General features: G+C 49.3%; 18 protein-coding genes, 1 tRNA gene and 1 pseudogene. 9 read left to right on the top strand and 11 right to left on the bottom strand.

Going from position 1 to position 19,062, the window contains the following annotated elements; translation table 11 throughout:
* Positions 1-11: 11 nt before the first annotated feature.
* Together ACORQT_RS02310 and pepA are read right to left on the bottom strand one after the other, a co-directional pair.
* Complete coding sequence (locus ACORQT_RS02310) at positions 12-461, bottom strand: DNA polymerase III subunit chi (RefSeq protein ID WP_025305119.1); 450 nt, start codon at positions 459-461, stop codon at positions 12-14.
* An 84-nt stretch (positions 462-545) separates the two neighbouring features.
* The gene (pepA, locus tag ACORQT_RS02315) at positions 546-2,057 is read right to left on the bottom strand and encodes a leucyl aminopeptidase (protein ID WP_004933352.1); all 1,512 of its coding nucleotides are present in this window, start codon (positions 2,055-2,057) and stop codon (positions 546-548) included.
* Positions 2,058-2,339: 282 nt separating this feature from the next.
* On the opposite strand from pepA, the gene lptF reads away from it, so the two are divergent.
* From lptF to ACORQT_RS02340, 5 genes and pseudogenes are all read left to right on the top strand, one after another.
* The gene (lptF, locus tag ACORQT_RS02320) at positions 2,340-3,434 is read left to right on the top strand and encodes an LPS export ABC transporter permease LptF (protein ID WP_046688131.1); all 1,095 of its coding nucleotides are present in this window, start codon (positions 2,340-2,342) and stop codon (positions 3,432-3,434) included.
* On the top strand, positions 3,434-4,504 hold the full coding sequence (gene lptG, locus ACORQT_RS02325) for an LPS export ABC transporter permease LptG (RefSeq protein ID WP_164057546.1): 1,071 nt from the start codon (positions 3,434-3,436) through the stop codon (positions 4,502-4,504). Before lptF ends, lptG begins: the two co-directional genes overlap by 1 nt.
* Before the next feature lie 151 nt (positions 4,505-4,655).
* Positions 4,656-5,375: a LuxR family transcriptional regulator gene (locus ACORQT_RS02330; protein WP_108680117.1), complete on the top strand. Its 720-nt coding sequence runs from the start codon at positions 4,656-4,658 to the stop codon at positions 5,373-5,375.
* A 988-nt stretch (positions 5,376-6,363) separates the two neighbouring features.
* Positions 6,364-6,448: transfer RNA gene (locus tag ACORQT_RS02335), tRNA-Leu, on the top strand.
* Between the two features lie 164 nt (positions 6,449-6,612).
* A pseudogene (locus ACORQT_RS02340) lies at positions 6,613-7,010 on the top strand (integrase arm-type DNA-binding domain-containing protein).
* Between the two features lie 48 nt (positions 7,011-7,058).
* Here ACORQT_RS02340 and ACORQT_RS02345 read toward each other — a convergent pair.
* The 5 genes from ACORQT_RS02345 to ACORQT_RS02365 all read right to left on the bottom strand — a co-directional run bounded on the left by ACORQT_RS02345 (position 7,059) and on the right by ACORQT_RS02365 (position 11,354).
* Positions 7,059-8,774 carry a DUF2326 domain-containing protein gene (locus ACORQT_RS02345; protein WP_170852948.1) on the bottom strand — a complete coding sequence of 572 codons (1,716 nt, stop codon included), beginning with the start codon at positions 8,772-8,774 and terminating at the stop codon, positions 7,059-7,061.
* Complete coding sequence (locus ACORQT_RS02350) at positions 8,758-9,000, bottom strand: ABC-three component system middle component 6 (protein ID WP_164058323.1); 243 nt, start codon at positions 8,998-9,000, stop codon at positions 8,758-8,760. Before ACORQT_RS02350 ends, ACORQT_RS02345 begins: the two co-directional genes overlap by 17 nt.
* Positions 8,994-9,953, bottom strand: a complete 960-nt coding sequence (locus ACORQT_RS02355; protein WP_170852947.1) for an SMEK domain-containing protein — start codon at positions 9,951-9,953, stop codon at positions 8,994-8,996. The genes ACORQT_RS02350 and ACORQT_RS02355 overlap by 7 nt, the downstream gene beginning before the upstream one ends.
* A gap of 361 nt (positions 9,954-10,314) precedes the next feature.
* On the bottom strand, positions 10,315-10,569 hold the full coding sequence (locus ACORQT_RS02360) for an ogr/Delta-like zinc finger family protein (RefSeq protein WP_164057720.1): 255 nt from the start codon (positions 10,567-10,569) through the stop codon (positions 10,315-10,317).
* Positions 10,566-11,354 (bottom strand): NAD-dependent aldehyde dehydrogenase, encoded by a 789-nt coding sequence (locus ACORQT_RS02365; RefSeq protein WP_239507482.1) that lies wholly within the window; start codon positions 11,352-11,354, stop codon positions 10,566-10,568. The genes ACORQT_RS02360 and ACORQT_RS02365 overlap by 4 nt, the downstream gene beginning before the upstream one ends.
* Positions 11,355-11,747: 393 nt before the next feature.
* Here ACORQT_RS02365 and ACORQT_RS02370 point away from each other — a divergent pair, with 393 nt between their 5' ends.
* Positions 11,748-12,608 (top strand): hypothetical protein, encoded by an 861-nt coding sequence (locus ACORQT_RS02370; protein ID WP_164057694.1) that lies wholly within the window; start codon positions 11,748-11,750, stop codon positions 12,606-12,608.
* 246 nt (positions 12,609-12,854) lie between these two features.
* Here ACORQT_RS02370 and ACORQT_RS02375 read toward each other — a convergent pair whose 3' ends face one another.
* The 3 genes from ACORQT_RS02375 to ACORQT_RS02385 form a co-directional block, all read right to left on the bottom strand.
* Positions 12,855-13,826, bottom strand: a complete 972-nt coding sequence (locus ACORQT_RS02375) for a 5'-nucleotidase (protein WP_044029823.1) — start codon at positions 13,824-13,826, stop codon at positions 12,855-12,857.
* Positions 13,827-13,992: 166 nt separating this feature from the next.
* A complete protein-coding gene (locus ACORQT_RS02380; protein ID WP_164057695.1) occupies positions 13,993-15,111 on the bottom strand; it encodes an HNH endonuclease in 1,119 nt (372 codons plus the stop codon).
* 230 nt (positions 15,112-15,341) lie between these two features.
* Positions 15,342-15,659 carry a hypothetical protein gene (locus ACORQT_RS02385; protein WP_096242760.1) on the bottom strand — a complete coding sequence of 106 codons (318 nt, stop codon included), beginning with the start codon at positions 15,657-15,659 and terminating at the stop codon, positions 15,342-15,344.
* 537 nt (positions 15,660-16,196) lie between these two features.
* Between ACORQT_RS02385 and ACORQT_RS02390 the strand changes: the two genes are divergently transcribed.
* The 3 genes from ACORQT_RS02390 (at position 16,197) to ACORQT_RS02400 (ending at position 17,600) form a co-directional block, all read left to right on the top strand.
* Entirely contained in the window at positions 16,197-16,730 is a 534-nt protein-coding gene (locus ACORQT_RS02390; RefSeq protein WP_164057696.1) for a type IV secretion protein Rhs, read from the top strand.
* Between the two features lie 11 nt (positions 16,731-16,741).
* A complete protein-coding gene (locus ACORQT_RS02395) occupies positions 16,742-17,167 on the top strand; it encodes a putative T6SS immunity periplasmic lipoprotein (protein ID WP_164057697.1) in 426 nt (141 codons plus the stop codon).
* A gap of 79 nt (positions 17,168-17,246) precedes the next feature.
* Positions 17,247-17,600, top strand: a complete 354-nt coding sequence (locus tag ACORQT_RS02400; RefSeq protein WP_444859422.1) for a putative T6SS immunity periplasmic lipoprotein — start codon at positions 17,247-17,249, stop codon at positions 17,598-17,600.
* Here the strand turns inward: ACORQT_RS02400 and ACORQT_RS02405 are convergent.
* Positions 17,569-19,050, bottom strand: a complete 1,482-nt coding sequence (locus ACORQT_RS02405) for a 6-phospho-beta-glucosidase (protein WP_444859309.1) — start codon at positions 19,048-19,050, stop codon at positions 17,569-17,571. The genes ACORQT_RS02400 and ACORQT_RS02405 overlap by 32 nt on opposite strands.
* Between the last annotated feature and the right edge of the window lie 12 nt (positions 19,051-19,062).

A 19,062-nucleotide genomic window follows, 5' to 3' on the forward strand; every position in this document is an offset into this window, starting at 1 on the left:
CTTTATCGTATTCAGTGAGTTGGCGGCGTAGCCGTGGTCAAATGGAAGCCGACGCTGCGATAGGCCTTGTAACGGTCGCGCGCCAACTGTTTCAGAGTGTCTTCGTAAGGAACGAAGTCTACCACTTCATGGAAAGCGGTAGCAAAATCGGCAAACTGCGGCAGCAGGGCGATCAGCAGATCGCGCGGGGCATTGCCGCGCTTGCCGGGCCAGCACAGTTCCACCGGCGCGCCATAGTGCGGCCCTTCGCCGGCCAGGTTGTGCGGCACGAATTCATGCGGCTCGCGCTGCCACAGCGCTTCGTCCAGCCGCTGGGCCTGCTCCTGGCTCTCGCAGGCGATCAGCACCCGCTTGCCGGAACGGAAGCCGCTGGCGGCAACGGCGCAGGCCACGGCCTCATGGGCGCTGAGCGCGCCTGACGGTTCCGCGTTGTCGAGCAAATAAAACGTCGCCTGTTTCATTAAGGATCCACCGCTGCCGATAAAAAAATGTAGGGGCACAGCATGCTGTGCCCCTTGGGATTATACCTGAATTACCGCTCAGATTTAATCGTCGCCGTTCAGGCCTGCGCGGTTCAATAGGAACTGCGACAGCAGCGCCACCGGGCGGCCGGTCGCGCCCTTGGCTTTACCGGAGCGCCAGGCGGTGCCGGCGATGTCCAGGTGCGCCCAGGTGTACTTGCGGGTGAAGCGCGACAGGAAGCAGGCAGCGGTGATGGCGCCGCCAGGGCGGCCACCGATGTTCGCCATGTCGGCGAAGTTGGAGTCCAACTGCTCGTAGTACTCGTCGGCCATCGGCAGGCGCCAGGCGCGGTCGCCGGCCTGCTCGGAAGCGCCCAGCAGCTCGTGCGCCAGCGGGTTGTGGTTCGACATCAGGCCGGTGATGTGGTGGCCCAAGGCGATCACGCAGGCGCCGGTCAGGGTGGCGATGTCGATCACCAGCTCCGGCTCGAAGCGCTCGACGTAGGTCAGGGTGTCGCACAGCACCAGGCGGCCTTCGGCGTCGGTGTTGAGCACCTCGACGGTCTGGCCGGACATGGTGGTCAGCACGTCGCCCGGACGATACGCCCGGCCGCCCGGCATGTTTTCACAGCCGGCCAGCACGCCGATCACGTTCAGCGGCAGGTTCAGCTCCGCCACCACGCGCATCACGCCGTACACGGTCGCCGCGCCGCACATGTCGTATTTCATCTCGTCCATGCCGTCGGCCGGTTTGATCGAGATGCCGCCGGAGTCGAAGGTCAGCCCTTTGCCTACCAGCACGATCGGCTTAGCGTCCGGATTTGGGTTGCCCTTATATTCCATCACCGACATCAATGATTCGTTCTGCGAACCGGCGCCGACCGCCAGATAGGCGTTCATGCCCAGCTCTTTCATCTGCTGTTCGCCGATGACGCGGGTGGTGATGTTAGTGCTGAAGGCGTCCGCCAGTTGGCGGGCCTGCGAGGCCAGGTAGCCGGCGTTACAGATGTTCGGCGGCATGTTGCCGAGATCTTTGGCCGCCTTGATGCCGGAAGCCACCGCCAGGCCGTGCTGGATGGCGCGCTCGCCGCTGGTGAGCTCACGGCGGGTCGGCACGTTGAACACCATTTTGCGCAGCGGACGACGCGGCTCCACCTTGTTGCTTTTCAGCTGATCGAAGGTGTAGAGCGTCTCTTTGGCGGTTTCCACCGCCTGACGCACTTTCCAGTAGGTGTTGCGGCCTTTCACGTGCAGCTCGGTCAGGAAGCAGACCGCTTCCATCGAGCCGGTGTCGTTGAGGGTATTGATGGTTTTCTGGATCACCTGCTTGTATTGGCGCTCATCGAGCTCGCGCTCTTTGCCGCAGCCGATCAGCAGGATGCGCTCGGAGAGAATGTTGGGCACATGGTGCAGTAGCAGCGTCTGCCCGACCTTGCCTTCCAGTTCGCCACGGCGCAGCAATGCGCTGATATAACCATCACTGATTTTGTCGAGTTGTTCTGCGATAGGGGACAGGCGGCGCGGTTCGAAAACGCCGACTACAATACAGGCACTGCGCTGTTTTTCCGGGCTACCGCTTTTTACACTGAACTCCATGCACTCTCCTGAATCTTAAAGACAAAGGCGGACGCTACGGCTAGAATAACCGACTCCGTAACGATCTCCTGCCATTTGAGTTAACGGATTATGTTAACCTGAACGGCATAAATTGCTCTGTTTTGGCGACTATAAGCAAGTTCCTATAGGACACCCAAACGGCTTGATGTTGTAATACTATTTTAGCTGTGAAGGTTGCCATATGATGAGAATAAATGGCGGATTAACGATGAAATTATCGATTTTCCTGCAAAAAGACAAGTTTTCACAGGCGTAATAAGCGTGATCATCATAAGATATCTGGTACGGGAAACGCTCAAGAGCCAAATCGCCATCCTGTTCATCCTGCTTCTGATCTTCTTTTGTCAGAATTTGGTCAGGGTGTTGGGCGACGCGGTGGACGGCAATATCCCGACAAACTTAGTACTCTCTCTGCTCGCGTTGGGCGTGCCGAAAATGGCGCAGCTCATCCTGCCTTTGAGCCTGTTTCTCGGCTTGCTGATGACGCTTGGGCGGTTGTATACCGAGAGCGAAATCACTGTCATGCACGCCTGCGGGCTGGGTAAACGCACCCTGATTATCGCCGCCATGATCCTGGCGCTGCTCACCTCTGCGATCGCGGCGGTGAACGTCTTTTGGGCCGGCCCCTGGGCCTCGCGCTATCAGGACGTGGTGGTGAACGAAGCCAAGGCCAACCCGAGCATCGCCGGGCTGGCGGAAGGGCAGTTCAAACCCTCGCAGGACGGCAACGCGGTGCTGTTTATCGGCAACGTGAAGGGCAGCACCTTCAACGACGTGTTCCTGGCGCAGCTGCGGCCGAACGGCAACCAACGCCCGTCGGTGGTGGTGGCCGAGCACGGCAACATCGTGCAGCAGAAAGACGGCTCGCAGGTGGTGACGCTCGACAAGGGCACCCGCTTTGAAGGCACCGCGCTGCTGCGCGACTTCCGCATTACCGACTTCACCGACTACAAGGCGGTGATTGGCCACCGCACCGTGGCGGCGGATAACACCGAATCCGAACAGATGTCGATGCAGACGCTGTGGGAATCCGACGATCCTGACGCGCGCGCCGAATTCCACTGGCGCCTGACGCTGGTGGTGTCGGTGGCGCTGATGGCGCTGCTGGTGGTGCCGCTCAGCGTGGTGAACCCGCGTCAGGGCCGCGTGCTGAGCATGCTGCCGGCCATCCTGCTGTATCTGATCTTCTTCCTGCTGCAGACCTCGCTGCGCTCCAACGCCGGCAAGGGCAAGCTGGATCCGATGCTGTGGCTGTGGCTGGTTAACGGCGTTTACTTCGCGATCGCGCTGGCGCTGAACCTGTGGGATACCGTGCCGATGCGCAAGCTGCGCGCACGCCTGAGAGGAGCGGCCTGATGTTTGGCGTATTAGACCGTTATATCGGTAAAACGATTTTCAACACCATCATCATGACGCTGTTCATGCTGGTGTCGCTGTCCGGCATCATCAAGTTCGTCGATCAGCTGCGCAAGGTCGGCCAGGGCGAATACACCGCGCTGAGCGCCGGCATGTTCACCCTGCTGAGCGTGCCGAAAGACATCGAGACCTTCTTCCCGATGGCGGCGTTGCTCGGCGCGCTGCTCGGCCTGGGCCAGCTGGCGACGCGCAGCGAACTGGTGGTGATGCAGGCTTCCGGCTTCACCCGCCTGCAGATCGCCGGCTCGGTGATGAAAACCGCCATTCCGCTGGTGCTGCTGACTATGGCGATCGGCGAGTGGGTGGCGCCGCAGGGCGAGCAGATGGCGCGCAACTACCGCGCCCAGCAGATGTACGGCGGCTCGCTGCTCTCCACCAAGAGCGGGCTGTGGGCGAAGGACGGCAACGACTTCATCTACATTGAGCGCGTCTCCGGCGATAAAGAACTCTCCGGCGTCAACATCTACCACTTCAACGATCAGCGTCGCCTGGAGACGGTGCGCTATGCCGCCACCGCCAGCTTCGAGAACGGCCTGTGGCAGCTTTCGCAGGTGGACACCTCGGATCTGACCAACCCGAAACAGGTGACCGGCACCCAGACGCTGACCGGCGAATGGAAAACCAACCTGACCCCGGACAAGCTGGGCGTGGTGGCGCTGGATTCGGATTCGCTCTCCATCAGCGGGCTGCACAACTACGTGAAGTACCTGAAGCAGAGCGGCCAGGAATCCAACAAATACCAGCTCAACATGTGGCGAAAAATTTTCTCGCCGCTGTCGGTGGCGGTGATGATGCTGATGGCGCTGTCGTTCATCTTCGGCCCGCTGCGCAGCGTGCCGATGGGCATCCGCGTGGTGACCGGCATCAGCTTCGGCTTCCTGTTCTACGTACTGGATCAGATCTTCGGCCCGCTGAGCATGGTCTACAGCATGCCGCCGGTGCTGGGGGCGCTGCTGCCGAGCATGCTGTTCCTGCTGATCAGCGTGTATATGCTGCTCAAACGCAAGTAGCGGGGCGAGCGGTATGGGAAAAGGCGTGGCCGTGGGGCCGCGCCTTTTTTGTGGGCGCTGTATGCCCCCGGTGAACCACTCCCCCGACCTGTCGCTTTTCGTCGTGCTATAGTCAACCCTGCGGCATGCGGATAGAGGGAGCGGGCAGTCAATGGAAGACGAATACAATCTCAGCAATATCATCGGCAAGCGCCTGGAAGCGGCGTTGGGGGAGTTGGGCGAGCTCCTGTGGGCGTATGTGGTGTTATCCAAAAAAGACATTTCCTGTATTTTTGGCGTCACCAACTACCCGACTGAATGGGTCAACAAGTATCAAGAGCAGGGGTTGCAGTACATTGATCCGGTGGTGATTACCGCCCGCAACCGCCTGACCCCCTTCGCCTGGGACGAGCAAATCATGGCCGACGCAGGGCTGCATTTTCCCGAACTGTTCGAGCAGGCCCGCGAGTTTGGCGTGACGCACGGCTATACCTTCGTATTGCACGATTACAACAACAATCTCGTCACGCTTTCCTTTGCCTTCAGCGCAGAACAGAAAGCGGAAGTCATCCCGGCGCTCATCGAACGTAAAGGTGAAATCTCGGTATTGCTGGCCTCAATCCATGAGTCGTATCTGGCGCTGGCCCCACCCTCAGATAAAAACGCCGCAGCGCTGGAGGGCAACGCCCGCTTTACCGACAGGGAAAACGAAATCCTCTATTGGGCCAGCGTGGGTAAAACCTACCAGGAAACGGCGATGATCCTGGGCATAAAGACCGGCACCATCAAGTACCATATGTCCAACGTCGTCAAAAAGTTGGGGGTCACGAATGCCCGACATGCCGTGCGCCTGGGGATGGAGCTGCGGCTGATTAAACCGGTGGATGGATAGGCTGCTCGCTCACGGCAGCTTTCGAACCGGGAAATGACGGGCGTTAATCGGTATTGAGTGGGCAGCGTGGCGGCTCACGAGAGGGAAGCAATACAGCACCGGCCCCGATCTCTGCGCTTTGAAATAATAACCTGCATGAACTGATAAAGGTCTAGTAAGGGACTGTACTTTAGTCTAACTAGTATCTCACCCCTTAAGGCGATACACTTTCCCGGTAATGTTTTGATAAAAAATATAAAAAAAAACCTGACCGCGTAGGTCAGGCTGCCAATATTGGCCAACACCAGGGAAAATTTTCTTACATCATCTTAAAGCTATTAACTCTGCAGAGGCAAGTGTTCTCTGCTGGTTTTTACGCCTTGAGTTGCTATTTTGTTACGTATGTACGCTATTTCCTGGTGATTTTAGATAACCCCCCCATCTAACCGAAATAGCGTCTCTCCCCTGAAGGCAGCATTCCGCTTCTTTATTTCCCATCTGATATTCATTAATGAAAAATAGTGTTCTTGGAATGTTGCGCAACCTCATTCTTTATTCGCTGACACATTGGCGTGCAATTATTTGCAGCATTGCCATTACGGCTGGGGATTATTTTGTTTTTGCCAGGCGCAGGGTGAGACAGTGGCGATGGGGGGCAGGTGCTACTTTCCGTGTGGCGGGGTCCTGAACCTGTTTCGCTAGTTGGGCGAGCGGCTCTGGCTAGTGGGAGTGAGTGACGTACGGCACATGAACCGTCATTGTTTTGTGCAACGACGTTGGAACCTGGAATCGGATGGTATTGCGTGAGTGTGGTGCCTTATCCCGGATGCTCGTTGCAACAGCCTGCTCACCATTAACAGGGTTGTGAAGGGCGCGCAGCGAGAAGACGGGGCGGACAAACGCGCGTGGCGGCGGTTTTTTCGACACTTAACTCATTGAACAACGGATAAGTGTTGCGTGCTGGTCGCGGGAAGGTATAATTCACCCGTTTTCCGCATACTACTTCAGTGCCGAAGTGGCGAAATCGGTAGACGCAGTTGATTCAAAATCAACCGTAGAGATACGTGCCGGTTCGAGTCCGGCCTTCGGCACCATTAGTACGTTCGAGAACGTCCGTAACAGTTAGTAATTTACTAAAATTAAAGCCGAAAGGCTTTTTTTTTGGTCTGAATCCGTCCGAGCACATCCGTTGCAATCCGGGTATCGGTTGGGGCAGAGTCGGGGGTATCTACACTTCGATTGAAAATGTGCCCCCAAAATGAAGCTCAACGCCCGCCAAGTCGAGACCGCAACGCCCAAAGACAAAACCTACAAAATGGCCGATGGTGGCGGTTTGTATCTCGAGGTTACGACGAAAGGTTCCCAGTATTGGCGAATGAAGTACCGCCGCCCTAACGATAAAAAAGAGGATCGGTTTGCTTTCGGTGTTTGGCCTACTATTCAGGACGATGGCGCGCTCGGTGAATCAGGGTTATGGAGCGATGACGCTATAGAACGTCAGTTGAGCCACTCTGAGCGCAATAATGTGCGTGCTGCTTATATTCATACTTCTGAGCATTTGGAAAGCGTCGTTTGATGGTACAGTGGTGGGCTGATTATTTAGATATGAATAAAAATAATGCCTTGAATCCTTATGAATTTGCACGAAAAAATTAATAGATATTCTATCATATAGTACGAGGCTATTAACCTCGTACTGCTATTTTATTTTTCTTGATATTGACGGCCTAAAAATCTATGAGATTTGGTTAAAGTTGCTCTTCTATATTTCTCAATATCCAGTTTTAACTCATCCTTTCCTATTTCATTTAATTTATCTATATTTAACGTCAATATATATTGAGCATCTTCCAAACAACTAGATTTTGATGAGATATAGTTAAGGCTTTTAATTAATGTATCTCTATCAACATCAAAGATATTATCATGAATGAGAAATTTAGGATGTCTCACGAAAGTATCATGCGTTAGCAGTAATGACATGTCATATATGAATACTTTTTCGCGTTCATTACTATGACTACCGTCATCAAATATTCGTAAGTCAAAATCAATAACACTACTCTTCTCGTTTGCGGAGATGCTAAATGAGCACTTTCTATTTTCCATGACATAATCATGAATAGCAGATACTGTATCGCTAAATTCTGAAATAGTTGGCTCTTGATGTGATATATCTATGTCTAACTCTACAACTCTAGCTGCTTTCTCAGCTTTTTTAGCTTTAGACTTAGATTCATATTCATCATATTTTTTAATAAGTGAGGATAATTGTGAAAGTTCCTCCAGCTTTTTCTCATATGCAAGAAACAATGTTTTAATGTTTCGGAGGTGACCGTTCTGCTTTATTATTGCAGTTTTTGAATTCAGCTTAACTGATATTTCATAAATGGTTATTTCAATTTTTTCAAGATCGGTTAAGATAGAGTCTTTACGTGCTTCAATAAGAACACGTTGAAAATCATCAATTTTTTTCTTAAATCCTAATACGTCTTTTAGTTCTTTTCCAATATTATCGCCGAGCCCGGCCTTCAGCTTGTTATATAAATCTATTACCTCATTTTCATCTATGTAATTATCCCCAACCAGTGCTTGTATTTTGTTGAGCTCTGATTTTAAAATGGCTTTTTTATTTCTTAAATTATCTAAGCTATCTTCGTAGATAACAATCTCATCTCGAACAAAATCAAATGTTCTATCGCCTTCAAGCAATTCCATCTCTTGCTTTATAATTTTTACCTGATAATCGAGGTCATTAACCTCAGCTCTGGCATTTGCAAGTTTTTTTCCAGAGTTGGATTCTATGTCATCTTTTATTTTTCGTTTCGCAATACTCAATTCAGATATTGATTTATTAATTTCCTTTATTTTTTTATACAGTTCTATGCTAATTCCGAAAAGGAAAAGGTGTGGTGCAAAATCAGGAGGAATTCTTGCTTTTGTATCGTAACAATCAATAATAGATTTAAACTCTGAACGTTCATCTCTAATCAAAGGACCTAACATGCTTCTAAAAGTAGGATGTAACTTTGACTTATTGTCTTGAAACATTAAAAGCGTCAGGAAGTTATTTACGTCATTAAGTGAGGTAAAACTCTTTTTAATTCCATTAATGAGTAGAGTAGGAGTGTTTTCTTCTGAAATGCTTCGTTTTGCGATAATGTGATTTTTATTAATAAAGAAATCTAGGCAAACGTAGATCTCATCAGAGAAAACTGTGTTAGGGATTTTTGAAAGCCTGCTACGATTGTAATCCTTCATCAGTCCGAAGTTAATGAATTCTACAAGAAGCGATTTCCCTACGCCATTGGTTTTATTAGATGATTCATCCTTTTCACCTAATATAAGATTAATTCCTTTTTTGAACTCTACAGGTTCAAAACAAAAAGGTTCACTGTATAGTTTATTTATTCTTATCATTTCTTAAAACCACATAAGGTTCGTTAAAATCGATTAAATCAAGTGCATATAAAAAAATCATTCCGTAGTATATAGAACGCACACCGATTAGTCTATTCTTACGCAAGTTTTTTGCTAGCTCGAAAATGCTAATGCAGCCTCTATCTTCAAGTAGTCTTAATATGTGTGAGCCGACTATAGGAGCTGATTTCTCGATTTGTTCATCTTTTGAAAAAAGTTTTAACATGGTGCTGTTACCTTATTAGGGAAAACATTGCATTTTATCATGTTATCTATGAGGTAGTATTGAATTGCTGAGTCATCATAATCAATACCATTAGAAAGAAGGCGAGATGCATAATAGTCAGTCATTTTGTTTAGTGCATTTACAGGGTCACCGTTACATTCATCTAAAGCTGTATTGCTAGCGCGTTTTAAATATGCTGCAAGTTTACTGATGTTTATTGTCCCGGAGTCACTTGAATAACTTATTTCATTCAAAATGCCTGCATAAGTTGTCATTAATGGAACGTAGATCTCCATTAAATAATCTGCATATGCAGAGAAGCGCTTGTATATTTTTCCATTAGGATCAGGCTCTTCTTGAAAGCCGTTGCCGCTCTGAGGATGTTCATCTGTACTCAAGATTTTGATCATTTCTAAAATGGTTGTGACCTCTTTTGGTGCTTTTTGTGTTGGAGTATCAAAAATCTGAGATGATAAATAGTCACAAATTTGCTGTATTTTTGCAGGTGGCAAAGCCATTATTCTTTTTATTAAATCAGTGTAATCTAAAACATCGTCTGAGATAGATATTGTGAATTTTTCGCCATAAGTTTTGGCATGATACTTTTTCTTTTTTGTTAAAATTAAAACAATTAACCTATCAATTTTCTTAACGTTATCAGTTTCTATGAACCCATTGACTGTTTTTTTGATCTTTGCAAAGTCTGGGGTTGATGTAACTTGAATGGCAATCCTGTTTGTTTCATCAATAAGATCTATTGATTTTGCATTTGCACTAATGCTGTTTAAATTTACCAGCGATACATCAAATATCATATTTAGTAGTTCGCAGAAAAAATATTCAGCATGTATATTTAAATCCATTAAGTTCAAACTGGTATTTAATTCCACTTTATGAGCTAAAATCGCTAGTTTAGTGCTGATTTTATCAATATTCTCTTTTCGTTGTAACATGGGCTTGGTCCTAGTTGCGCCTGCTCAATACGAATAATGTTATCCATAATAAATATGAGGTCAGAAACTTACCAGCTATATTTGGCAATATTAAAATAATGCACCACAGTTGCGCGCAATGCTCTCCCCGCCACGCCTGCGCACTTCATGTGTCGCTTTTCATGCAGTTGCATGAACGGCCGCAGGCTGCGCCAGTACTGGTGCGGCAGGGGATGAAAAGTGCATTTTCTTGCATGCAAAATCATGCACCCTATGCATGCACGCACAATTTGTGGCTGGCTAGCCAGGAAAAAGGCTGTTTTGGGCGAGGCGAAAGAGAAATGCCCCGCGATGCTGTCGAGAGCGGCGGGGCTGAGAGTGCTTAGTGCAGGGTAGGGTTGCTGTTGTAACTGCGATAGCAGTTCAACGTCCGTTCCTCCGGCGGTGGCAGGGCGTTCTCATCGACCGGTTGCGCTTGTATCGGCTGGCACAGAGTTTTATCGACGTTTTCCACCGTCTTGAATGTGCAAGAACAGGTCAGGCTCTGAGATTGGTAATACGTCTCTTTTGTCCGCTCCGTGATATAGCGACTGGTGCGGGTATAGGATGCATGGGTGCACAGCGGGCAGCGCATCAGGATTTGGCCCCTTTCTGCTGCAAGCGTTGACGTTTTTCCTTCAGTTCTGAGATAACCTGCATACGCTTGGCAGGACTGCTTTGCAGTTCCGGCAATGCGCCGGTTTCTTGCGGTATCGTCAGGCCAATCTCATTAAGCACCGGACGGTCGATATTTTGCGTAGCCATGGTAGCGCGAATGCGGCCTTGTAGCGCGCCCAGTACCTGTTGCTCAATCATTCTCATCGAATTGTCCGCATAGACGCCGTAAGCCCGTGAAGCCAGTGCGCACGCCTTGATAACGTCTGGGTTGATAAGCGCCTTACTCAGCGCATCCACTGCCTGATGCATCGCGTGAGCTGCAAAGCTCGTGAGAGCGTCTTTATGCGTGTCGACCACCTTCTGGACTGTACCGCCGCAGCTGAGGTGAAGCTGCATTTTGCCCAGCTCCATCTCCTCAATCAGGCCGTCGAACTCCTTCGCCAGCTCCCGCTTGGAAATCCGACTGCGGTGCTGCGCTTGCAGTTCCTGCGTCATTTCCCCACGCAATTTGCGAAACAGGGTACGCCACTGGCTTTCTGCCTCCTGGCTCTGCACTTCGGTGTCTTTCTTCTGTTGGTGGCAGCGAGCAATGCCTGTCACGACGTCGGTCAACGCCTGATAGTTTTTGTCGTGGGCGGCGCGAGCGTCACGCAGGGCTTGCAGTTTATCAGTGATGTATTTCGGTAAGGCGGCGCTGCTCGTGGTCGTGTCTCCGGTATCAGTCAATGTGAAGCTATTCTGCTGACCGCCGTACAACATCGCCATTCATCCCGGTTTGGCCATCCGTGGGACAATAGTCCCAGAACTAACTGTAAAACCATCAATGAAGTTTTAGTTCTTATAAAAACTATTCTCTACTGTTCATCCAAATAAAAATATAGTTAAATTAGTAAATAAGAGAGTGAACGGTTTCCTGTAAACGCTTATGCGGAAGGTTTTTGATCTATTACAGTACTGTATAGAACATGGCTGGCGCATTTTTGAAGCGATCAGTGCACTTGGTTCATCTAATGTATCAACAATGCTGATACACGCTATCAAGAGCAAATTCTTATAATCTCTTCTCCCAATAACTTGAACTGGATCATACCATCTAACTAAATTTTATTTATAAGTAATGGTAGTATTATACTAGGTAGCTTGAACGAGGGGAACGTAGTGGATAAAGCTTTCTGTACTATTGATGAAAAAGAATGGAGCGCGGATGCATTTTACGCATTGCCACTTAGTGAGATCCAACTAAAGAGACGGAGTTTGCTATGTATCGAATGTAAGGGTGATGCATGGTTCAGGCGATCGAGTTACGGAAATGACTCGCCGCATTTTTGTGCACATCACCAGGAAAACTGCCCACTGGGGACCTCATATGAAGCTGTGGGGGAAGGGGATGAAAATAAAGGTTTACCAGCATCAGACGCTGACAGTGGCATAGTATTGGATTTGGGATTAACGCAAAGCTATAACATTGATGTCAAACCAATAGTGGATGATTCAGATACTACCCCTCATGGGCAAAAGTTTTCTGGTGAGAAAAAAAATAATGGTGGAAATTTAAAATATCCGGCGCATTTTACTTTAAAAAACCTACTTTACAAATTGGTGAAGTCAAAAGGGTTATGTTATACCGATAAAAAGGTGGGGTTTAAAGAGGGGGATTTTAACGATTTACCGGAGCGTGGAGCTGAACTGTTTGTCGAGTTTGTCAATGTTGAGCCATGGATGGACGGTGCTCGTAGAATCTTTTGGGGTTTCATTAGTGATGTTGGGCAGACAAAAGATGGCAAAATTTGGTTGAATGCAGGTAATATAAAATCTGGGTTAAGTATCTGTATTAATAAGGATGTTTCAGATGATTTCAAAGAGCAGTTTAGGGTTGAAAAGAGTCTGGATGAATTAGATGGATGTCATGCACTGATTATTGGTACTTGCGCATATGCTACAACAGGTAAACCAATTCTGTGGTGTGGTGATCTTAGTTATATTGTACTTAGAAGGTACAAATCTGATCAAAGTTTATAATTTCTGCCTGTAGGAGAGCGTGTCAATATGTATGCGCGTTTTACCAGAAAAAATAGATAGTATGCTAAAGTGGTTAGCGATATCATGAAATCCTAAATAACCTGATGTCAGATGAATGCCGGATGTCTCAAAATGCACTAAAATAAAAAATATATTTACAAAAGGACGATTATGTTGCCCCAGATGTTGGGGCCCCAGCTATGTATAATTTACTAGCGGCTAACAGCTTGGTGAGCAATTACAATATCAACTCTTCTTATCTGCTGCTAAATAGAGTCCAGAATTTCTTGCATAAGGCACTTTACCTGAAGGCACAAGCTTTGCTGCTGCATCCAAATGAACATCTTGATCATCAAAGAAAATGTGTGGTCTGAACGCTTTTAAAACTTTATCTTTTCCAACTCCACCGAGAAAAAACGCTTCGTCAACATAAACGCCCCAGTTACGTAGCGTTTTAATCACTCTCATTTCTGATGGGGAATTTCTTGCTGTGACTAAAGCAATACGGATTGGGGAGTATTCCACTCTTATTGGTAGACGCTCTTGAAGTTTTGCCAATTTCTTGAGCAATGTAGCATACGGACCTTCCCCCATAGGAATATCTTGCTGTGCATTCTCTTGAGCGTGGAATGCTTCCATCCCTTGTTTTTTATAGACCAATTCACTCTCGTCTGAAAAAAGTACGGCATCCCCATCAAAGGCAATTCTGACCTGGCCGTCAGGGATCTCTGGAGAATCTGCAGGAGGATCTTTCAAAATAGCTGCCGCACAGAAACAAGAGTCAATTACCTTCTGCGCATCAGCAACATTTGTAGTCAGAAAGAGGTCCACATCAAATGCATCTAAATAATCTGCAACCGTTTCTCCAGCTGTGAATGCCGAGCGTGAGATGTCCAGCTTATCGTGGCGGATGGTGTTTAATACGCGAATACCTGTCTCTGGGCTATTACGAGACATAACAACGACTTCTACTAACGGTGATTTATCCTCGGCCTGTTTATACTGGTTTAGCCCGAGTAATGCTTTGATTAGTGGATAGCCAGTCCCAGGTTTAAGTGGTTCATTTTCATGCTTTAGCATATAGGCACGATATTGCTCAATTGCACTGTCGGGATCTGTTAGCGATGTCTCTTGAAACATACGGTCTGACTCACTCATATCAAACAGTGCGGTAGCACTTATACCAATCACCAAAGTATTACTCAAATCTAATGCCATTTGACTCTCCTATTAGGGCACACTCATGCGATTAACAAAGGTATCGTTTACACTGCGGATTTTGTCATACGTACGAGAACGAAATGTTCTGCGTTCAAGCATTCTAGACTCATCTCTTTAAATATCACCTTCGAAATACCCCTAGTCGGATGGTTTTTAACGATAGCTATTTAAAATTGACCTCTTTCAACTCCAACTTCACCATCAGCTTCTTATTCACCTCTTTCCCATCCACCCCGCTATGAATCCGCCTATGGCAAGTCGGGCAGATGGCGCCCACCCACTGCGGGTGATCGGGGCCTTCGTCGGCTAAGCGTTTAGTGTGATGGGGTTCAAGGTAGGGCTCGCCGTTCCTTTTCTTGAATGGTGCCGGCTGGTCGCAGGCTTCACAGATGCCATTGGCGCGCCGCAGCACGTATTTTTTTACGTCTTCGCTGCGTTTGAACCAGGATTTTTTGCTGTCGCTCTGTTGGCGCTGGCCTGATTGCTTTGAGGACTGGAGTGCTTTCTTACGCAACTGTTCGAGCGTCTCTGTCTGCGTATCGGTTTCATCGGTGTCTGCTTCTTCTTCAAACGCATGCAGTGATGAGACTTTGAAAAGGTTAAAGGTAATGCCTTGCCGCATGTTATTTTCGAAGTCTAAGCACTGAATGTGATCCCAAGAATCACACTCGAACATGCCAAGATAGCGAACGCCTTTTTCTTTCTTGTTGTCTTCGAACAGGAAGATGTCTTTGCCGTCTTTTTTATGGTCGCGGATGGATTTATTACCCCGAATAAATTCCATAGGGCCTTTTTGGCCTTCTCCCGTATAAGAGAAGCTGCCTTCGGCTGTCCATCCATCTTTGTAGCCGTAGGTTTCACCGCTTTCTCCGGTGAAGATAAAGATCACTGGGAATTCCCGCGGGGTCCAGATACCGCCTTGCAACTGCCCGCCGTAGAGCTCGATAAGCGCTTTGCGTGTGTACAGTTTGCCTTCGGTTAAATAGTCAAAAGGATGCGGTGTTTCGACGATCTCAAAACCGAGATCTTTGAGAAATTGGATGGCTTTTTCCGTGCCGCTATCGGCATTGATTCCTTTAAACGGATAGCCATGCTGCTCACGGTATGCTCTAGCGGCAATGCCTCGGATGTCGTACTTCTCGCCATTATAATGAAGGGTGTATTTTTTAAATCGTTTTATTTCATGTTGTTTTAAGAATTCATCTCGGCCAAGTTTTTTATATTCTTCGATGGCTTTTAAAACGGATTCTTTTGAAGATAACGCCTCTATTGCAGTTGCCAAAACCACTCCCTCACATTGCCGAGTTGGCTCTGAGCAATGTGCTTGCTGACGAGAGCAGTATGCATCAATACCCAGCAGTTAACTCATCGATTTACCGAATGCGTTAACTATGCCAGGTAGGGGAGGAAATGCCTACCTTGATGAATGCTTTTGTTGTGATATGTCAGTCAGATCTATTGGAAAAGCATGATTGGGAAGGGCGATGAGCATCGCCCTGATTGTCGCTTACGTTAGCCGCAGGCTTCCATCTCCCGCAACGCCCGCCCATAAAGATTACAAAGCGCAGGAACCAGATGCGCTGTAGCGTTGAGATAGCGGTTCAGCTGTTCCCAGCCTTCGGTATCCAACTGCGGGGTCTCTTGCAGTAAATGGCCGAACAGCATCAGCCCGTGGCACAGCCCTTCTGCTTGCTCGGCAGAAAGTGCGGCCAGGTCTAAAAGTTCTGAAGGGTTAAAAGCGCTGAGATCGAGGTGGTTGAACAGTTGGCGATAGAGAGTGAGGGTGTTGGGGATGGTTTCAGAAGCGTTGGGTAAGTTTGTGTTTTCCATATCGGCTATTTCCATTGGGAGAGAAATACCGCTACCAGAAGAGACGCTAAACTCGGGTGGTAGCTCGAACGGCGTTAGCGTACCGGCCCCAACGGATACCGGCCTTCCCGGAGGAAGCACCGCCCGAGCCACCATTGTTTGGGTGCGCATCGGCATGTTCGAATTTATACCATATTCGATCAGGGTTGGGGGATTCGGAACGCTAACTCCGGCTGCGGATTTTGCCGCAGCAGAAAAACTATAACGTTATCAGTAAAAGGAAAAAATAAGCTGTATGGAATTACAGGCTGTTTACTCATGAGGTTGGAATGCAGATCGCAGTTATTAAATTTTAATTCAGGCTAATCAGTTAGGATAATTCATTTGCTAAATGAATTATTAAATCTGTGAATTTTGTTGTCACGAAATACGTTGAAGTGAATGAATGTAAAAAGAATGGTTGAATGTTTATCCTGTGTACCTAGGGTGCTATTATCAACCTCTTTGTTAATACTCGCGGTAGTGAGTTTTTTAAAATAATGACAGGGATGCACTACGATGGAAAAGAAAGAGGGGGCTTTAAGGCTATTAACCTCCGGGGAGATCGGCCTTGCGAAGTCGGTATTTGGTGGTTCAATTATTTATGGGAAAGTCTGGGTTCATCACGATAGCTACTTCCCCTTTGGCTTACAAAATCGAAACACTGCGATGTCACCCAATGGTGAGCTGTATTTTAGAGACTGGTACGTGCCCGATTTCTCAAAGGAAGGGTATAGTCATAAACATCTTTTCATCCATGAAATGGTTCATGTTTGGCAATACCAGCGTGGTATGTGGGTTAAGACTCGAGGCCTCTACAGTTGGTTGGCAAATTACAGTTATGAACTGGATGGATCCAAACATCTAAAGAACTACGCTATGGAGCAACAGGCTCAGATCGTTGCTGATTATCATTTGTTGACCTCTTCAGGTTATGCTGTTTGGAGAAATCGCTTCGGCAAGGAAGTGACTTATAGCGGTAATGACTATGCCGATGTGAGAAAAGTAAAAGAAAAATATGAGAAAGTGTTAGTCGGTTTTCCTTACAGGTAAGAGGATTGATTATGAAGGCGAGATTGTTCTGTGCCGTTGTTGGTGTGACCTTGCTAAGCGCCTGTGTAGGCGATCGTCTCGATCAGCGCTATGCGCCGGATATCCCTATCACCGCCCATGCTAAAGCGAATGGCGACATCTGCATCTATCCGTCACCAAAGGAAAACGAAAGGCCAGATACGCTCTTTCTCAGTGGTGATGCTGATGAGAAATTGATTGAAGTGGGGAATCAGGATCTTAAAAAGGGCATTTGCGTTACCCAAGAAGATTATCCGTTTCAGGAAAATCATACCTACAGCATGAGGCTAAATTTTGTGCCGATCGAGAAGCGCAGAAACCTGCAGGATGTCTCCGGCAGGGCCTTTATCGCTCACTTCAAAGTGAAAAAGCTCAACGGCGCTTACGAAATTGAAAATATCACGCAGGGCAGCAGATAGCGCAGAGACAAAATGAAACAGATCTTCCCCCCTCGCATTCCCTTTCCTGCTCGCCGGCTGTCCGTCGATAGGCGATCGTATCCCCGTAGACTACCCCGCCACCGCTAACCTGCGTGGGAGCAAAGTATGCATCACCGTTCAGCCGCTGGGAGACGAAAAGCTTGCGGGCATCTCGATCTACCGATTGGATGATGCGCAGAGCCACACGTTCAAATTCTTCGATCCGCTGCGGGATGTCGCCCCCAATCAGTGCGTCCCTGATGAGGGCTACGTATTTACGCCGGGGCAGCAATACCATTTCTCCGTGAAGCTGGTCTCCCAGAAGAAAGAACAGGCAGGTGAGTTCCCCTCTGCACGTGAATTTGTCGCCGAATTCGTTATGCAGCAGGAAGGCAATCAACTTAGGTTGGAAGCCCTCCACACCCCACGCTAACTCCATCGCCACCGCCAAACCTACCCCAAATCCCCCCATTGCTGGCGATCACTTTCTTATACCACCAGAACGATTTCTTGCGGGTGCGGGCGAGGGTGCCGTTGCCCTGGTCGTCGCGGTCGACGTAGACAAAGCCGTAGCGCTTGCTCATTTCGCCGGTCGAGGCGGCCACCAGGTCGATGCAGCCCCAGGTGGTGTAACCCAGCACCGGCACGCCGTCGGCGATGGCGTCGGCCATGGCGCGGATGTGTTCGCGCAGGTAGCTGATGCGGTAGTCGTCCTCAATCTCGCCTGCTGCATTGAACTCGTCGTGTGCGCCCAGGCCGTTTTCCACCAGGAACAGCGGCTTTTGGTAGCGGTCGTACATCATGTTCATGGTGATGCGCAGCCCCAGCGGATCGATGCCCCAGCCCCAGTCGCTGCGCGGCACGTGCGGGTTCGCCAGCGATTTCACCACGTTGGCGGCGCTGCTGTTGTTGTCATTCATGTCGGCGGAGGCGCAGCGCGAGGCGTAGTAGCTGAAGGAGACGAAGTCGACGGTGTGCTTCAGGATGTCGGCGTCTTCCGGTTCCATGACGATGCTGACGCCTTTCTCGCGGAAGACGCGGGCGGCGTAGGAGGGGTAAGCGCCGCGCGCCTGCACGTCGATAAAGAACAGGTTCTCGCGGTCTTTCTCCAGCGCGGCCCACACGTCTTCCGGCTTGCTGGACCACGGGTAGAAGTTGCCGCCGGCCAGCATGCAGCCCACCTGGTTGGCGGGGTTCACTTCATGGGCGATGCGCGTCGCCAGCGCGCTGGCCACCAGTTCGTGGTGCGCGGCCTGGTATTTCACCTGTTCGGGGTTTTCGTCCGCTTCAAACACCAGCCCCGCGCCGGAGAACGGGCTGTGCAGCAGGATGTTGATCTCGTTGAAGGTCAGCCAGTATTTCACCAGCCCGTCGAAGGCTTCGAAGCAGGTGCGGGCGTAGCGAGTGAAGAACTCCACCATCTTGCGGTTGCGCCAGGAGCCGTATTCGGTCACCAGGTGCATCGGCACGTCGAAGTGGCACAAGGTCACCAGCGGCTCGATGCCGTATTGGCGGCACTCTTCGAACAGGCTGCGGTAGAAGGCGATGCCCTCGGGGTTGGGCGTCAGCTCGTCGCCGTTGGGGTAAATCCGGCTCCAGGCGATGGAGGTGCGGAACACGGTAAAGCCCATCTCCGCCATCAGCGCGATGTCGTCGCGGTAGCGGTGGTAGAAATCGATGGCGTCGTGGCTGGGGTAAAACTCGTCGTCGCGCAGGCTAAAGCGCTTCTCCAGCCCGAGTTTGACCGCCATGCGGTAGGCGCCGTGCGGGATCATATCGACGGTGGTCAGCCCTTTGCCGCCCTCGCGATAGCCGCCTTCCGCCTGGTTGGCGGCTAAAGCGCCGCCCCATAAAAATCCTTTAGGGAATGTTGAATCGGACATGCAATCCTCTGG

The organism is Serratia sp. (in: enterobacteria) (assembly GCF_052400455.1).
GTDB lineage: Bacteria > Pseudomonadota > Gammaproteobacteria > Enterobacterales > Enterobacteriaceae > Serratia > Serratia ureilytica.

What these genes read in the sequence shown, in the direction of transcription:
- ACORQT_RS02310 (WP_025305119.1), bottom strand. Translation starts at nt 461, where the DNA reads ATGAAACAGGCGACGTTTTATTTGCTCGACAACGCGGAACCGTCAGGC.
- pepA (WP_004933352.1), bottom strand. Translation starts at nt 2,057, where the DNA reads ATGGAGTTCAGTGTAAAAAGCGGTAGCCCGGAAAAACAGCGCAGTGCC.
- lptG (WP_164057546.1), top strand. Translation starts at nt 3,434, where the DNA reads ATGTTTGGCGTATTAGACCGTTATATCGGTAAAACGATTTTCAACACC.
- ACORQT_RS02330 (WP_108680117.1), top strand. Translation starts at nt 4,656, where the DNA reads ATGGAAGACGAATACAATCTCAGCAATATCATCGGCAAGCGCCTGGAA.
- ACORQT_RS02345 (WP_170852948.1), bottom strand. Translation starts at nt 8,774, where the DNA reads ATGATAAGAATAAATAAACTATACAGTGAACCTTTTTGTTTTGAACCT.
- ACORQT_RS02350 (WP_164058323.1), bottom strand. Translation starts at nt 9,000, where the DNA reads ATGTTAAAACTTTTTTCAAAAGATGAACAAATCGAGAAATCAGCTCCT.
- ACORQT_RS02355 (WP_170852947.1), bottom strand. Translation starts at nt 9,953, where the DNA reads ATGTTACAACGAAAAGAGAATATTGATAAAATCAGCACTAAACTAGCG.
- ACORQT_RS02365 (WP_239507482.1), bottom strand. Translation starts at nt 11,354, where the DNA reads ATGGCGATGTTGTACGGCGGTCAGCAGAATAGCTTCACATTGACTGAT.
- ACORQT_RS02375 (WP_044029823.1), bottom strand. Translation starts at nt 13,826, where the DNA reads ATGGCATTAGATTTGAGTAATACTTTGGTGATTGGTATAAGTGCTACC.
- ACORQT_RS02385 (WP_096242760.1), bottom strand. Translation starts at nt 15,659, where the DNA reads ATGGAAAACACAAACTTACCCAACGCTTCTGAAACCATCCCCAACACC.
- ACORQT_RS02390 (WP_164057696.1), top strand. Translation starts at nt 16,197, where the DNA reads ATGGAAAAGAAAGAGGGGGCTTTAAGGCTATTAACCTCCGGGGAGATC.
- ACORQT_RS02395 (WP_164057697.1), top strand. Translation starts at nt 16,742, where the DNA reads ATGAAGGCGAGATTGTTCTGTGCCGTTGTTGGTGTGACCTTGCTAAGC.
- ACORQT_RS02405 (WP_444859309.1), bottom strand. Translation starts at nt 19,050, where the DNA reads ATGTCCGATTCAACATTCCCTAAAGGATTTTTATGGGGCGGCGCTTTA.